At 72.7% G+C, this 13,982-nt stretch carries 15 protein-coding genes; 5 read left to right on the top strand and 10 right to left on the bottom strand.

Annotated elements, in window-relative coordinates; all coding sequences use genetic code 11:
* The first annotated feature begins 314 nt into the window (after positions 1 to 314).
* Positions 315 to 1,181, top strand: coding sequence for a 1,4-dihydroxy-6-naphthoate synthase (locus tag ABZ809_RS19290; protein ID WP_357563882.1), 867 nt, complete (start codon positions 315 to 317; stop codon positions 1,179 to 1,181).
* Here ABZ809_RS19290 and ABZ809_RS19285 read toward each other — a convergent pair.
* Entirely contained in the window at positions 1,142 to 1,528 is a 387-nt protein-coding gene (locus ABZ809_RS19285) for a cold shock domain-containing protein (protein WP_357563880.1), read from the bottom strand. The two genes, ABZ809_RS19290 and ABZ809_RS19285, sit on opposite strands and share 40 nt — an antisense overlap.
* 28 nt (positions 1,529 to 1,556) lie before the next feature.
* On the bottom strand, positions 1,557 to 2,180 hold the full coding sequence (locus ABZ809_RS19280) for an HAD family hydrolase (RefSeq protein ID WP_357563879.1): 624 nt from the start codon (positions 2,178 to 2,180) through the stop codon (positions 1,557 to 1,559).
* A gap of 83 nt (positions 2,181 to 2,263) precedes the next feature.
* On the opposite strand from ABZ809_RS19280, the gene ABZ809_RS19275 reads away from it, so the two are divergent.
* Positions 2,264 to 4,747 carry a helicase-associated domain-containing protein gene (locus ABZ809_RS19275; RefSeq protein ID WP_357563878.1) on the top strand — a complete coding sequence of 828 codons (2,484 nt, stop codon included), beginning with the start codon at positions 2,264 to 2,266 and terminating at the stop codon, positions 4,745 to 4,747.
* Positions 4,748 to 4,757: 10 nt separating this feature from the next.
* On the opposite strand, the gene ABZ809_RS19270 is transcribed toward ABZ809_RS19275, so the two are convergent.
* Both ABZ809_RS19270 and ABZ809_RS19265 read right to left on the bottom strand, forming a co-directional pair.
* Complete coding sequence (locus ABZ809_RS19270; RefSeq protein WP_357563876.1) at positions 4,758 to 5,006, bottom strand: hypothetical protein; 249 nt, start codon at positions 5,004 to 5,006, stop codon at positions 4,758 to 4,760.
* A 134-nt stretch (positions 5,007 to 5,140) separates the two neighbouring features.
* A complete protein-coding gene (locus ABZ809_RS19265) occupies positions 5,141 to 6,025 on the bottom strand; it encodes a L,D-transpeptidase family protein (RefSeq protein ID WP_357563875.1) in 885 nt (294 codons plus the stop codon).
* A gap of 175 nt (positions 6,026 to 6,200) precedes the next feature.
* On the opposite strand from ABZ809_RS19265, the gene ABZ809_RS19260 reads away from it, so the two are divergent.
* Positions 6,201 to 7,880 carry a DNA repair helicase XPB gene (locus tag ABZ809_RS19260; RefSeq protein ID WP_357563872.1) on the top strand — a complete coding sequence of 560 codons (1,680 nt, stop codon included), beginning with the start codon at positions 6,201 to 6,203 and terminating at the stop codon, positions 7,878 to 7,880.
* A 20-nt stretch (positions 7,881 to 7,900) separates the two neighbouring features.
* Here the strand turns inward: ABZ809_RS19260 and ABZ809_RS19255 are convergent, their stop codons facing one another.
* Together ABZ809_RS19255 and ABZ809_RS19250 are read right to left on the bottom strand one after the other, a co-directional pair.
* Positions 7,901 to 8,449: a carboxymuconolactone decarboxylase family protein gene (locus ABZ809_RS19255; protein ID WP_357563871.1), complete on the bottom strand. Its 549-nt coding sequence runs from the start codon at positions 8,447 to 8,449 to the stop codon at positions 7,901 to 7,903.
* Positions 8,450 to 8,488: 39 nt separating this feature from the next.
* Positions 8,489 to 9,037: a carboxymuconolactone decarboxylase family protein gene (locus ABZ809_RS19250; protein WP_357563922.1), complete on the bottom strand. Its 549-nt coding sequence runs from the start codon at positions 9,035 to 9,037 to the stop codon at positions 8,489 to 8,491.
* Between the two features lie 97 nt (positions 9,038 to 9,134).
* Here ABZ809_RS19250 and ABZ809_RS19245 point away from each other — a divergent pair, with 97 nt between their 5' ends.
* A complete protein-coding gene (locus ABZ809_RS19245) occupies positions 9,135 to 9,650 on the top strand; it encodes a type II toxin-antitoxin system prevent-host-death family antitoxin (protein WP_357563870.1) in 516 nt (171 codons plus the stop codon).
* Complete coding sequence (locus ABZ809_RS19240; protein WP_357563869.1) at positions 9,647 to 9,904, top strand: Txe/YoeB family addiction module toxin; 258 nt, start codon at positions 9,647 to 9,649, stop codon at positions 9,902 to 9,904. Before ABZ809_RS19245 ends, ABZ809_RS19240 begins: the two co-directional genes overlap by 4 nt.
* Positions 9,905 to 9,996: 92 nt before the next feature.
* On the opposite strand, the gene ABZ809_RS19235 is transcribed toward ABZ809_RS19240, so the two are convergent.
* From ABZ809_RS19235 to ligD (ABZ809_RS19220), 4 genes are all read right to left on the bottom strand, one after another.
* Positions 9,997 to 10,953, bottom strand: a complete 957-nt coding sequence (locus ABZ809_RS19235; RefSeq protein WP_357563868.1) for a zinc metalloprotease — start codon at positions 10,951 to 10,953, stop codon at positions 9,997 to 9,999.
* A 227-nt stretch (positions 10,954 to 11,180) separates the two neighbouring features.
* Positions 11,181 to 11,933 carry a TIGR03089 family protein gene (locus ABZ809_RS19230; protein ID WP_357563867.1) on the bottom strand — a complete coding sequence of 251 codons (753 nt, stop codon included), beginning with the start codon at positions 11,931 to 11,933 and terminating at the stop codon, positions 11,181 to 11,183.
* Positions 11,934 to 12,071: 138 nt separating this feature from the next.
* Entirely contained in the window at positions 12,072 to 12,986 is a 915-nt protein-coding gene (gene ligD, locus ABZ809_RS19225) for a non-homologous end-joining DNA ligase (RefSeq protein ID WP_357563866.1), read from the bottom strand.
* On the bottom strand, positions 12,976 to 13,917 hold the full coding sequence (gene ligD, locus ABZ809_RS19220; protein ID WP_357563865.1) for a non-homologous end-joining DNA ligase: 942 nt from the start codon (positions 13,915 to 13,917) through the stop codon (positions 12,976 to 12,978). Before ligD (ABZ809_RS19220) ends, ligD (ABZ809_RS19225) begins: the two co-directional genes overlap by 11 nt.
* Between the last annotated feature and the right edge of the window lie 65 nt (positions 13,918 to 13,982).

Here is a 13,982-nt window from a genome sequence, read left to right as displayed (position 1 = left end):
TTTGGTTCGACGGGGCGTGGCTGAGGCCAGGTCCTCTGTCAGGCGTGCGACGTGCCGGCATGGATGGACGAGGGCTCCTCGCTCTGGCCCGACGCCGGCGCCTGCCCCATCCATGCGGGCAGCTCGACAGCGCGCGGTGACACTTACCGCCTGCCTGCCAGCCAGCCGCGGAGGCCGTTGTCCGGCCCGACACCCCCACCTGCCTGCCAGCCGTGGGGGCCGCTGACCGGCCCGACACCCCTGTGCCACCGGAACAGGTCACATCGCGGGGCCGGGCCACGACGTGCCGCCGGGGGCGGGGATACCGTGGGAGCGTGGCGCTCTCGCTGGCGATCTCGCCCTGCCCCAACGACACGTTCGTCTTCCACGCCCTGGTGCACGGTCTCGTGCCCGGCGCCCCGCCGGTCGACGTCACGTACGCCGACGTGGACGTCACCAACACGGCTGCCGAGCGCGGGGCGTTCGACCTGGTCAAGGTGAGCTACGCGGCGCTGCCCTGGCTGCTGGAGGACTACCACCTGCTGCCCTGCGGGGGCGCCCTCGGCCGTGGCTGCGGCCCGCTGGTGCTGACCCGCGGAAACAGTCACGACGGCACCGACCGGCCCGGCCACACCGACCGCCCCGACCTGACCGGCGCCACGGTGGCGGTGCCCGGTGACCGGACCACGGCGTACCTGCTCTTCCGGCTCTGGGCGGCCGAGCGGCCCCCGGCGCGGATCGAGGTCGTGCCGTTCCACGAGATCATGCCGGGGGTCGCCGCCGGCCGGTACGACGCCGGCCTGGTCATCCACGAGGCCCGGTTCACCTACCCGCGCCACGGCCTGGCCGCCCTGGTCGACCTCGGCGAGTGGTGGGAGGCCGACACCGGCCTGCCCATCCCCCTCGGCGCCATCCTGGCCCGACGCGGCGCGGTCGACCCGGAGGCCGCAGCCGGGTGGGTCCGCGAGTCGGTCCGCCGGGCCTGGGCCGACCCGGCCGCCAGCCGGGAGTACGTGCTGGCGCACGCCCAGGAGATGGAGCCCGACGTCGTGGACCGGCACATCGGCCTCTACGTCAACGAGTTCACCGCGGATCTGGGGGACGCGGGGTTCGCCGCCGTGGAGGCGCTGCTCGGCCGGGCCGCCGACGCCGGGCTGGTGCCTCAGACCTCCAGCTCGTTGGCGACCGCGTGGACCAGCTGAGCGATCTTCTGGGCGGTCTTGCGGTCCGGGAAGCGGCCCCGGCGCAGGTCCGGCTGGACCTTCGCCTCCAGCACCTTGATCATGTCCTCGACGAGGCCGTGCAGCTCCTCCGCCGGCCGGCGGCGCAGCTCCGACATCGAGGGCGGGGCGTCGAGCAGCTTGACCCCCATCGCCTGCGCGCCCCGGCGGCTGTCGACCACGCTGAAGTCGACCCGCTGGCCACCCTTGAGGTCGGTGACACCCGCCGGTAGCGCGCCCTTGGGCAGGAACACGTCGCCACCCTCGTCACTGGTGACGAAACCGTATCCCTTGGCCGCGTCATACCACTTCACTCGACCCGTCGGCACCTGAGAACCCCTGCTTCGCTTGAGACGACTACTGCTCCAAGGCTAGCCGGATCATGCCGTCCAGCGCCGCCGGGAATCCGGTGAGATCGTCCAGCACCAGTTCCGCCCCGGCGGCCCGCAGTTCGTCGGCCTGACAGGGGCCCGTGGCGACCCCGATGCCGGGCACCCCCGCCGCCCCGGCGGCCACCATGTCGGCCACGTGGTCGCCGACGTAGTGGGTCGCGCCGTGCCTCCGCAGCGCGGTCGCCTTCCCCTCCGCGAACAGGTCGCCGGCCACCTCGTCGACCGTCAGCCCGAGGTGGTCGAGGTGCAGCCGGGCCAGGCGGCCCAGCTTGGCGGTGACCACCAGCACCCGCCCGCCGCGTTCGCGTACCGCGTCGATCGCGGCGGCGGCGCCGGGGAGCGGGAGGCTGGGCGTGATCGCGTACGCCGGGTACAGCTCGCGGTACGTCCGCACGGCCGCGTCGACCTGCTCGGACGGGAACCAGTGGGCGATCTCGGTACGCAGCGGCGGGCCGAGCCGCGACACGGCGGCCTCGGCGTCGACGTGCACCCCCGTCCGCGCGGTCAACGCCCGGAAGGTGTCGGCGATGCCGGGACGCGAGTCGACCAGGGTCATGTCGAGGTCGAAGCCGACCGTGAGCACTGCCATCCGGAGAACGTACCCGCTCGCCCCGATCCAGCCGGACGTCCGAGGGGCGGAGGACCCCCCGCCCGGGCTAGCGTGGAACGACGATGACCACCTCACTCGCCGACCGCCTGCGCTCGCTGCCCGACGAGTCGCTCGCCGCCCTCCTCCAACTGCGGCCGGACCTCGTCGTACCCGTGCCCGCCGACATCTCCGCGCTCGCCGTCCGGGCCCAGTCCCGGGTCTCGGTGGCCCGCGCGCTCGACGGGCTGGACCAGTTCACCCTGCTGGTGCTGGACGCCGCCCGGCTGACCCGGCACCCGGTCGAGCGGACCACCTCCACCGAGGCCGTGCTCGCCATGGCCACCGCCGGCCCGCAGCCACCCGCCCCCACCGCCGTCCGCGCCGCGGTGGACCGGCTGCGCGCGCTCTTCCTGCTGCACGGCCCCGAGCACGACCTGCACGTGGCGGCCGGCGTCGACGAGGTGTCCCCGTACCCCGCGGGGCTGGGCCGGCCGGCGGAGGAGCTGGACCCGCGGGCGGCGGCGCTCTGCGCGGACCCGGCGAAGCTGCGGCGGACGCTGCTGGCCGCGCCGCCCTCGGCCCGGGCGATCCTGGACCGGCTGGCGGCCGGCCCGCCCGTCGGCAGCGTGCCGGCGGGCGCGTTGCAGGCACCGCCGGTCGGCGCGGAGGACGACCTTCCCCCCGACCCGACCAACGGCGGTGCGCCCACCGGCTCGCCCGTGCGCTGGCTGGTCGACCACCGCCTGCTGGTACTCGTCTCCGGCCCGAGCAAGGCCGGCGCCACCGGCACCGTCGAGCTGCCCCGGGAGGTCGGCCTGCTGCTGCGCCGGGACAGCGGCCCGCTCGGCCCGCTGCGCGCCGGGCCGCCGCCGGTGGCCACCGCGCCGCGTGAGCCGAAAGCCGCCGACTCCGCCGGGGCCGGGCAGACCATGGAGGTGGTACGCCGCGCCGAGGCGCTGCTGGAGCAGCTCGCCGCCGAACCCGTGCCGGTGCTCCGCTCCGGCGGTCTCGGCGTCCGTGACCTGCGCCGGCTGGCCCGGTCGATCGGGGTGGACGAGCCGGCCGCCGCCCTGCTGCTGGAGGCGGCGTACGCGGCCGGGCTGATCGGCGAGCTGGACCTGCCGGGGGCCACCACCACCCGGTACGGGGCCGACCAGCAGGTCCTGCCCACCGCCGGGTACGAGGTGTGGCGGGCCGGGTCGCTGGCGCAGCGCTGGGAGCAGTTCGCCCGGGCCTGGCTGACGATGACCCGGCAGGTCGGGCTGGTCGGGCAGCGCGACGACCGGGACAGGCCGATCACGGTGCTCTCCGCCGAGGCGGAACGGGCCGGCGCGCCGGCCGCCCGGCGGGCGGTGCTCGGGGTGCTCGCCGACCTGGAGCCGGCCACCGGGCCCACCCCCGAGGAGGTGCTGGAACTGCTCGACTGGCGGGCGCCGAGGCGGGCCCGGGGGCGGGAGAGCGCGCACCGCGACGTGCTGACCGAGGCGGCCGCGCTGGGCGTCACCGGGCTGGGGGCGCTCACCTCGTACGGGCGGCTGCTGCTCGCCGACGTGACGGCGGCCGACGAGCGGGGCGGGGACGACCCGCTCGGCCTGCGGATCGACGCCGAGAGCGACGACGCGACAAGTGCCGTACGCGCGCTGGACGCCCTGCTGCCCGCCCCGGTCGACCACTTCCTCGTGCAGGCCGACCTGACCGTCGTGGTGCCCGGACCGGCCGACCCGGCCCTCGCCGCCGAGTTGGAGGTGGTGGCCGAGCCCGAGTCGGCCGGTGGGGCCAGCGTCCACCGGGTCACCACGGCCAGCGTGCGCCGGGCCCTGGACGCCGGTTTCTCCGCCGACGAACTGCACGCCCTGTTCCGGCGGCGGTCCCGTACCCCCGTCCCGCAGGGGCTGACCTACCTCGTGGACGACGTGGCCCGTAAGCACGGTGGGTTGCGGGTCGGCTCCGCCGGGGCGTACGTGCGCAGCGACGACGAGGCGCTGCTGACCGAGGTGCTCGCCGACCGGCGGCTGGAGTCGCTGGCGCTGCGCCGGCTGGCCCCGACGGTGCTGTCGACGCCGTGCCAGGTGGGCCGGATGTTGACGGCGCTGCGCGACGCCGGGTACGCCCCGGTGCCGGAGGACGCGAGCGGGGTGGCGGTGCTCGCCCGGTCGAAGACCCGGCGGGCTCCGGCGCGGGTGCCGGTGACCACCCGGACCCTCGACCCGCTGGCCGCACCGAGGCTGTCCATGCCCCGCCTGCGCGGGGTGGTGGAGCAGATCCGGCGGGGTGACGCGGCGGCCCGGGCCGCCCGGCGCGCGCCGGCGGTGGTCCGGGGTGGCGCCGGGCGCAGCGGTCCGGCGCCGGTGCACACCCACAGCGACGCCCTCGCCGTGCTCCAGCAGGCGATCCGGGACAAGGCGCTGGTCTGGGTCGGCTACGTCGACGCGCACGGGGCGACCGCGTCCCGGCTCGTCCGGCCGGTCTCGATCGGCGCCGGTTACCTGCGCGCCGAGGACGAACGGACGGAGATGCTGCACACCTTCGCCCTGCACCGGATCACGGCGGCGGCGCTGAAGGACTGAGCGGGCCGGGTCAGCGCCGGCTGCGGCGTACCGTCCCGACGACCGAGATGACCAGCAGCAGCGCGAACCCGGCGCCGGCCGACTCGCCGACCGAGTCGACGAAGCCCTGTCGGAGCACCAGCCAGCCGAAGAGGAACCAACCGACGAGCACCACGGCGGCGGCCGCGTACGCGACGACGGTGGCGGTGGAGACCTCCCCGGCGGGCGACCGGTCGCGTTCGGGACTGTGTTCCGGGGCCACTTCACGGTCGACCGTCATCTCCGAGCCTCCCCGTCCGGTTCGACGTCTGACGTCCAGCGTGTCACTCCCGTGGCGGGAGTGACAGGGGACAAGGCCCGGATCGGACGACTTGTGCGACGCAGGCCACGCAGGCGACCCGGACGCCGGACGGCTCAGGTGCCGGGGCGGCGGCCGAACAGCACGACCTTGCTGCCCACCTTGCCCAACTCCCAGAAGCGGACGGCGTCGCCGGGGAGCAGGTTGATGCAGCCGTGCGAGCCGATCGACTTGTTGTGCAGGTAGGTGGTGGTCTGGTGGTAGCCCATCCCCTGGGTGAAGTGCTGCCAGTAGGGCAGCCAGACCTCGTACGGGTCGGACCACTCCTTCACGTTGCGATAGTTGATCTTGAACGTGCCGGCCGGGGTGCGGTAACCGGGCATACCCGTCCGGGTGACGGTCGGCTTCACCAGCACCTTGCCGTTGCGCATGACCCAGGTGGTCTGCCGGGTCAGGTCGATGCAGAAGGTGGTGCCCGAGCCGGCCCCGCAGCGCCGGGTGTCGGTGGTGGCCAGTCGCTTCGCCACGTCGAAGGTGGTGGGCCCGGCCCGACCGTGGGCGGGGCGGATGTCGTACCGCTTCTGGAACTTCTTGATGGCGGCGCAGTCGGCGGCGGACTGCCGGCCGTCCACGGTCACCGAGCCGAACCCGCCCAGCCGGGCGAGGTGGGTCTCCACCTCGCGCTGGTGCTCGCCCTGCGGGCAGCCGGCGGCGGACGGCGACCCGGTGGGCTTCGCCGCGGTGCGCGACGGCTTCGGCGTGCTCGGCTTCGGCGTGGAACTGGCCTTCGGCTTCGGCTTCTGCGGTGCCCTGCTGGGCCGCGCCCGCTGGTCGGGCCCGGGCGCACCGCTCGCCCCCGTTGTCCTGTCCGCAGCCCCGACCGGGACGGGTCCCCCGCCCCCGCCGCCGTCGGCCTGCGGATCGAACGCGCACGCACCGGCGCCGACCAGCGTGACCACGGCCAGGGCTACGAGCCGGGTGGTGGTCCGGACGTGTTTCATGACGCCTCCCTGACGCGTGTCACTCTGCTAGACGTTGCGAGTACGGCTCCGGTTGCGCCCCGTGTCCAGATTTTTCCGCCGTCCTCCCCGTGCGTGCAAGACTGGTGGGTCGGCCTGGGGCGGGTCAGTCGCCTCCCGAACAGCCGGCGACCCGAGTCGGAGGAGAGGCACTGGCGTGAGCGGTGGACCCCTGATCGTGCAGTCGGACAAGACCCTGCTGCTGGAGATCGACCACCCCGACGCGCAGGCATGCCGGATGGCCATCGCGCCGTTCGCCGAGCTGGAGCGCTCCCCCGAGCACGTGCACACCTACCGGCTGACGCCGCTCGGGCTGTGGAACGCGCGCGCCGCCGGGCACGACGCCGAGAGCGTGGTGGACGCGCTGATCAAGTACTCCCGCTACCCGGTGCCGCACGCGCTGCTGGTCGACGTGGCCGAGACGATGGACCGGTACGGCCGGCTCCAACTCGCCAACGACCCGGCGCACGGCCTGGTGCTGCGGGCGCTGGACCGGCTGGTGCTGATCGAGGTCGCCAAGAGCAAGAAGCTCGCCGGGATGCTCGGCGCGAAGCTCGACGACGACACGATCGCGGTGCACCCCTCCGAGCGCGGCCGGCTCAAGCAGGCGCTGCTCAAGCTGGGTTGGCCGGCGGAGGACCTGGCCGGCTACGTCGACGGCGAGGCCCACCCGATCGAGCTGGCCGAGGCCGGCAGGGACGGCCGGAAGCCGTGGACGCTGCGGTCGTACCAGCGGGAGGCCGTGGAGGCGTTCTGGGCCGGCGGGTCGGGCGTCGTGGTGCTGCCCTGCGGCGCCGGCAAGACACTCGTCGGGGCGGCGGCGATGGCCGAGGCGAAGGCGACCACGCTGATCCTCGTCACGAACACGGTCGCCGGCCGGCAGTGGAAGCGCGAGCTGATCGCCCGCACGTCGCTGACCGAGGAGGAGATCGGCGAGTACTCGGGCGAGCGCAAGGAGATCCGCCCGGTCACCATCGCCACGTACCAGGTGCTCACCTCGCGCAAGAAGGGCGCCTTCACCCACCTGGACCTCTTCGGGGCCCGCGACTGGGGCCTGGTCGTCTACGACGAGGTGCACCTGCTGCCCGCGCCGATCTTCCGCTTCACCGCGGACCTCCAGGCCCGCCGCCGGCTGGGCCTCACGGCGACCCTGGTACGCGAGGACGGCCGCGAGGGCGACGTGTTCAGCCTGATCGGCCCGAAGCGGTACGACGCGCCGTGGAAGGACATCGAGTCGCAGGGCTGGATCGCCCCCGCCCAGTGCACCGAGGTACGCGTGACGCTCACCGACGCGGAGCGGATGTCGTACGCGACGGCGGAGGCCGAGGAGCGCTACCGGATGGCGGCCACCGCCCGCACCAAGCTGCCCGTGGTGAAGGCGCTTGTCGACCGGCACCCGGACGACCAGGTCCTCGTCATCGGCGGCTACATCGACCAGCTGCACCAGCTCGGGGAATACCTCGACGCGCCCATCGTGCAGGGCTCGACCACCAACAAGGAACGCGAGCGGCTCTTCGACGCGTTCCGCTCCGGTGAGGTACGCACCCTGGTCATCTCGAAGGTCGGCAACTTCTCCATCGACCTGCCCGAGGCGGCCGTGGCGATCCAGGTCTCCGGCACGTTCGGGTCACGGCAGGAGGAGGCACAGCGGCTGGGCCGGGTGCTGCGCCCCAAGGCCGACGGCCGGCAGGCGCACTTCTACACGGTCGTCTCCCGCGACACCATCGACACGGAGTACGCGGCGCACCGGCAGCGCTTCCTGGCGGAGCAGGGGTACGCGTACACGATCGTCGACGCGGACGACATCCTCGGCCCCAAGCTGCCGACGGTCGACTGACTCACGTCGGAGAATCAGGGTCAGACCATGTTGCGGTAGCCGGCGTCGATGACCCGCCGGGCCGCCTCGTCGTAGTACTTCGGATCACTCGGGGCGAACGTGCCGAGGCCGTCGACATACCGGTTGACCATGCAGAAGGCCGCCGCGATCAGCACCGTGTCGTGGATCTCCTCGTCGGTGGCGCCCTCGGCACGGGCGGTCGCGACCAGTTCGGGCGTGACCTCACGTCCACTGCGCTGCACGGCCCCGGCGATGTGCAGCAGGGCGCGCAGCCTGGCGCTGACCGGGGCGCTGTCCAGGTCGGCGCGCACCTGGTCGACCAGGCTCATTCCCTCGTCGAGCAGGGCGGCGGCGAACGCCGAGTGCGCCGAGCAGCAGAAGGTGCACTCGTTCAGTCCGGAGACGTACGCGGCGATCAGCTCGCGGTCCGCCATCGGCAGGCTGAGCGGCCCGCGCAGCAGGGTCTCGGCCAGTTCCATCATCGGCTTGCCGGTCACCGGTCGGTACTTCATCAGGCCCCGGACACCGGGAAACTCGTTCTCGTCCACGCCCAGGTCGATGTGCGCCATGACGTCGTGCCCCCCATTCGACCAGCGGATGAAACTTCGTCAGACGACCCGGCGGTAGCCGGCGCTGACGATGCGCTCGGACGCCTGCGCGTACCACCCCGGGGCGGTCGCCGGCTGGGTGCCGAGGCCGTCGACGTACCGGTTGAACATGCAGAAGGCCGCCGCTATGAGCACCGTGTCGTGGATCTCCAGGTCGGTGGCGCCCTCGGCACGGGCGGTCGCGACCAGTTCGGGCGTGACCTCACGTCCGCTGACCTGGACGGCCCCGGCGATGTGCAGCAGGGCGCGCAGCTTCGCGGAGATCGGGGCGTTGTCCGGGTCGGCGCGCACCTGGTCGACCAGGGTCATCCCCTCGTCGAGTTGCGCCGCCGCGTACGCCGAGTGCGCCGAGCAGCAGTAGGTGCACTCGTTGCGGCCGGAGACGTACGCGGCGATCAGTTCCCGTTCCCCGGGGGCGAGCGGGTGCGGTCCGCGCAGCAGCACCTCGACCAGCTCAAGCAACGGTTGGCCGGTCTCCGGCCGGAAGCGCAGCGGCCCACGGATGCCGGGAAGCTCGGCCTCGTCCACGCCTAGATCTATGTATGCGATGGGGTCACTCTCCTGGCTCCGAAGCCGGTCCCTGAGCACGACTATCAATCGAACCTAGTCAATCAATCGCGGCATCTCAAGAGTGTTTCGTGCGGTGATGAGCAGCAAGGACTGCCACCGGGTGCCCGAAGCCTTGAACGAGAAAGATCAGCAGGGCGCACGCCACTGGGTCTTCTGCGACCGACCCCTGCCCGGCGGCGGCGGTGCGCGCTGGCGGTCGACCACACCGGCCGCGCTCGCGGCGCGCGCCGCGGCTCGCCCGAGGCTGAAGAAGCGACGATGGCCACCACGGCTGCGGCAGAGGTACAATTTTCTGTACTTGCAATGGGGGGCGATCATGCGGACCGTGAACTTCACTCAGCTACGCCAGAACCTGGCCGCCGAACTCGACAGCGTCATCAACGACGCCGAAGAGGTGGTGGTGACCCGGTCGGGTCACGAGCCGGTGGTCATCGTGCCGCTCGCGGAGTACGAGGCGATGAAGGAGACCGAGTATCTCCTGCGCAACCCGAGCAACGCCGCAGCGCTGCGCCGTTCGATCGCGGAACTCGATCAGGGTGCTGCCGTCGAACGGAAGCTGATCGATCCCGCTGATGTCCGGGACGTCGCGTGAGGCTGGTCTTCACGCCGACGGCATGGAACCAGTACCTCAGTCACACCGACCGCAAGCTGGTCAAACGCATCAACGATCTGATCGCGGACGTCCTCCGCAACGGGTACGAGGGCATCGGAAAACCGGAACCCCTCCGAGGGGAGCTGTCCGGCTTCTGGTCGCGGCGGATCGATCGCGAACACCGGCTGGTCTACCGGATCACGGAAGGTGATGTCGAGATCATCGCCTGCCGCTACCACTACGCCGACAGGTGACGGTCACCTTCGACCGGGTCCCGGCCGCCCCGGATACGGAAGGGTCGACGGACCGCCAGCAGCAGCCCGTCGACCCTCCGGAAATCTGACTCTCAGCCGGCGCCGCCGGCCCGGAACGCGACCCAGGCGTCACTCATCCGGTCGGCCTGCCCGGGGGTGAACATGTTCATGCAGGAGTCCTGCGTGTAGTCCATGAAGTTGTGGATCGGGTCCAGCCCGGGTGCGGTGCAGGTGTCCGCGCCCACGGGGCAGTTGAACTGCGGCGCCGCCTCGCGCGGGGTGTCCGCGACGAAGTCGCCGGCCGCGGAGCAGCCGTGCGCGAAGGTGTGCTCCAGCATCAGCCAGTGCCCGACCTCGTGCGTCAGCGTGTCACCGAGGGCGTACTTGCCCGCCGTGCCGCCCGGCATCGACTCGTCGAGCAGCACCACGCCGTCGATGTAGTCCCGGCCGTTGTTGTAGCCCTTCGGGAAGTACGCCCAGCCGAGCAGGCCGTCGCCGATGTTCGCCGCGTACACGTTGAGGGTGCGCGAGTCGCCGGTGTGCAGCGCCTTCTTCATGTCCCGCTCGTTCTTGCCGGGCACGACCGTGTACCAGTCGCTGTTCACCGTCCACGTGGTGTCGACGTGGTCGAACCGGAACGGCGTGTCGGAGGCGGCCGCGGCCGTACGGCCGGAGAACGAGTCGTTGAGCACCTCGACCTGCGCCGCGATCATGGTGTTCCACCGGGCCGTCTCCGCCGCGCTGAGCGGGTGGTCGGAGATCATGTGGAACACGGTGGGCACGGTGACGCTGCCGTTGGGCAGGCGCGGGGCGTCCTTGATGACGCCGTAGGCGTTCGCCTCGTTCTTGGAGTACAGCTCCGGCTCGTGCGCGGTGGCGCCCTCGGCGACCCGGGCCACGCTGTGCTCGTGGGCGTCCGGCTCACACTCGGCGGCGCCCGGGGAGACGGTCGCGGGCGATGCCACCGCGCCGTGGGCGCCACCGGACGCCAGGAAGGTCGCGGCGGTGACGGTGAGGACTGCCAGTTGGAAGATCGGTCTCCTGTGCATCGGTGCACCTTTCGAGGAATGGAGACGGTGCGGAGTCGACGCGGGGTTGCCACGAACAAGGTCAATGGCGTCGTCTTCCCGGTATGAGACCACGCCGGCCGCACCGGCAAAAGACCTGGGTAAAGGGGCCGGCATCGGTGTAACGGCAGGGGGCCGGGAAGCGCTGTTGGAAGACGCTCGGGCCGTTCAGGGGCCGCGTCGGGCCGTCCCAGCCACCGGCGAGGGTGTCAGAGCACCCGGGTGACCTGCTCGGCGGCGACCCGGGCGTCCAGGGTCGCCGGGTCGAGGTTGGCGCAGAGCACCACGGACGCGCCGACGGCCAGCGGCGCCAGCAGCCAGTACACGGGCTGCTCGTGCTCGGCGACGTCGACCAGCAGCCGGTCGCCGGCCTTCAGGTCGAGCCGCTCCGCCACGGCCAGCGCGACGCTGCCCCACTCGCGGTAGCTCGTGCCGTCCGGGCTGGCCGCGTCGGCGCTGGTCAGCGGGGTGGCCGCGGGCAGCGCGTCGGCGTGCCGGCCGACCTCGGCGAGCCAGTCCAGGTAGCCCAGGGGCCGCTCCCCGCGCGGCGCGGCGCCGAGGGAGAGCACGTAGCGGTGCCGCGCCTCGGGCACGTCCTCCAGCCAGTCGTCCAGCCGCTGCGCGCTGACGAAGAGCGCGTCGTACGGCCGGTCGGCGCCCGGTTCGAGCGACGGCAGGCCGGCGGTCGCCCGGGGGCGGAAGGACACGGCCACCCCGGCCGACCAGGCGCCCAGCAGCACGGCGGCGGTCTGCCAGTGCGCCGGGAGCAGCACCGCCGCCCGGTCGCCGACGCCGAGCCCGCAGCCCTCGCGCAGCAGCCCGGCGGCCCGCGCCGCCCAGCCACCCAGCTCCGTCGCGGTCAGGTCGACCCGCTCGCCGGTCGCGTCGTCGAGGTAGGTGAGCAGGGGTCGGTCCACCTCTGCGGCCAGTGGATCCCGGACGAGGGCTTCGGTCGGGTTCATGTCGTACTCCTCGGCAGGCTGCGGCCACCCTACTCAACGGCCGACAAGCCGGCTGTCCACCGCCGCCCTGTGCCTGCTGCCGCGCAGATCTTGGACAAGTCTCGTCAGGTACGAACGGAACCTGTCCAAGAATCAGTCTCAGCCGGTTGGCAGTTCAGGGCCGCCGTCGAGCAGCGGGGCGAGCAGGTCCCCCTGCTTCTCCACCCGCTTCAGCACCTCGCCGGCCGTGTACGGCTTCGACGCCGGCCGCTTCCCCGCCGCGCCCGCCTCGACCTCGTCCCAGGTCAGCGGGGTGGAGACGGACGGCACGGACTGGGCCCGCAGCGAGTACGGGGACACCGTCGTCTTGGCCGCGTTGTTCTGGCTCCAGTCGATGAAGATCTTGCCCGGCCGCAGGTTCTTCGCCATCTTCGACACGACCAGCTTCGGGTGTGCCTGCTCCAGTTCCTGCGCGATCCGCTTGGCGTAGTCGGAGACGAGATCGGCGGACTGGGTGCCGGCGACCGGGCAGCAGAGCTGCATGCCCTTCTTCCCCGAGGTCTTGGGATAAGAGGAGATGCCGTCGTCGGCCAGCCGGTCGCGCAGCAGCAGCGCCACCTGGCAGCACTGGCGCAGGGTCGCCGGTGACCCGGGGTCGAGGTCGACGACCATCATGTCCGGGTGCCCGCCGACCTTCCACTGCGGCGTGTGCAACTCCAGGGCGGCGAGGTTGGCCAGCCAGACGAGGGTGGGCAGGTCGTCGGCCACCACGTAGTCGATGGTCTCGCGGCCCTTGCTCGACCCGGGCGCGGGCAGCGTCTCGGTGCGTACCCAGCCGGGGGTGGCGGCGGGGGCGTTCTTCTCGAAGAAGGAGCCGCCGGTGACCCCGTTGGGGAAGCGGATCCGGGTCAGCGGGCGGTCGGCCAGGTGCGGCAGGAGCACCGGGGCGATCCGGGTGTAGTAGTCGATCACCTCGCCCTTGGTGAAGCCGGCCTCGGGATAGAGCACCTTGTCCAGGTTGGACAGGTCCAGCGCGCGTCCCTCGACGTCCACCCGGAAACGCTCAGCCGGCATCGTCGACCTCCTCGGCAGGCTTGTCCGGGCGCAGCCGGAGCACCCGGGGAAACCGCAGCCGGCCGTCCGGCGTGCGCTGGCCGTACTTCACCTCCACCACGACCATGGGGGTTACCCAGATCGCACCGCGGGCATCTTCGCGCGGCACGTCACCGGCGAACGGCGCCGCGCCGGTCCGCAGCGGCTCCAGCTCGCGGAGCAGTTCCCGCTCGATGGCCGCGCCGATGCCGCCGCCGACCCGCCCCCGGTAGGTGAGCCGCCCGTCCGGGCGCGGCACCCCGACCAGCAGGCCGCCGATCCTGCGCGCCCCGGGCCGCCAGCCGCCGACCACGAAGTCGCCGGTGACCTCCAGCTTGACCTTCACCCAGTCCGGCGAGCGCACGCCCGGCCGGTAGACCGACCCGACCCGCTTGGCCATCACCCCCTCCAGGCCGTGCTCGCCGGCGGCCTCGTAGGTGGCCGGGCCGTCGCCGAAGACCGGCGGCACCGCCCACCGCGCGCCGCCGAGCGCCAGGCCGTCGAGGGTCTCCCGTCGGCGGGCGTACGGCCAGCCGGTCAGGTCCTCGCCGTCGAGCCGGAGCAGATCGAAGATCATGTACGTCACAGGCATGGCCGCGGCCAGCCGGGCCGCCTTGTTCCGGTCGCGGACGTGCATCCGCTCGGCCAGCGCGGTGAACGAGGGCTGCCCGGTCTCGCCGAGCAGCACCACCTCGCCGTCGAGCAGCGCGTCGCCCACCTGCCCGGACAGGGGGGCCAGTTCCGGGTACGCGACGGTGATCTCCACGCCGCTGCGGGCGTACATGTGCTGCCGGCCGCCGGAGATGTCGGCGAGCGCGCGGACACCGTCCCACTTGAACTCGTAGGCCCAGCCGGCACCCGCCGGGAGCGGCCCGGTCATCGCGAGCATCGGCTTGAGCGGCGCGCCGGGCACCTTCCGACTGTACTTGCGCACGGAAGCGCTCGCGTGGCCTTCGATCATTTGCGATCCTGGTTTCA

It is taken from the genome of Micromonospora sp. NPDC047074, from assembly GCF_040643815.1.
GTDB lineage: Bacteria > Actinomycetota > Actinomycetes > Mycobacteriales > Micromonosporaceae > Micromonospora.
This window is presented reverse-complemented; position numbering and strand designations above follow the sequence as displayed.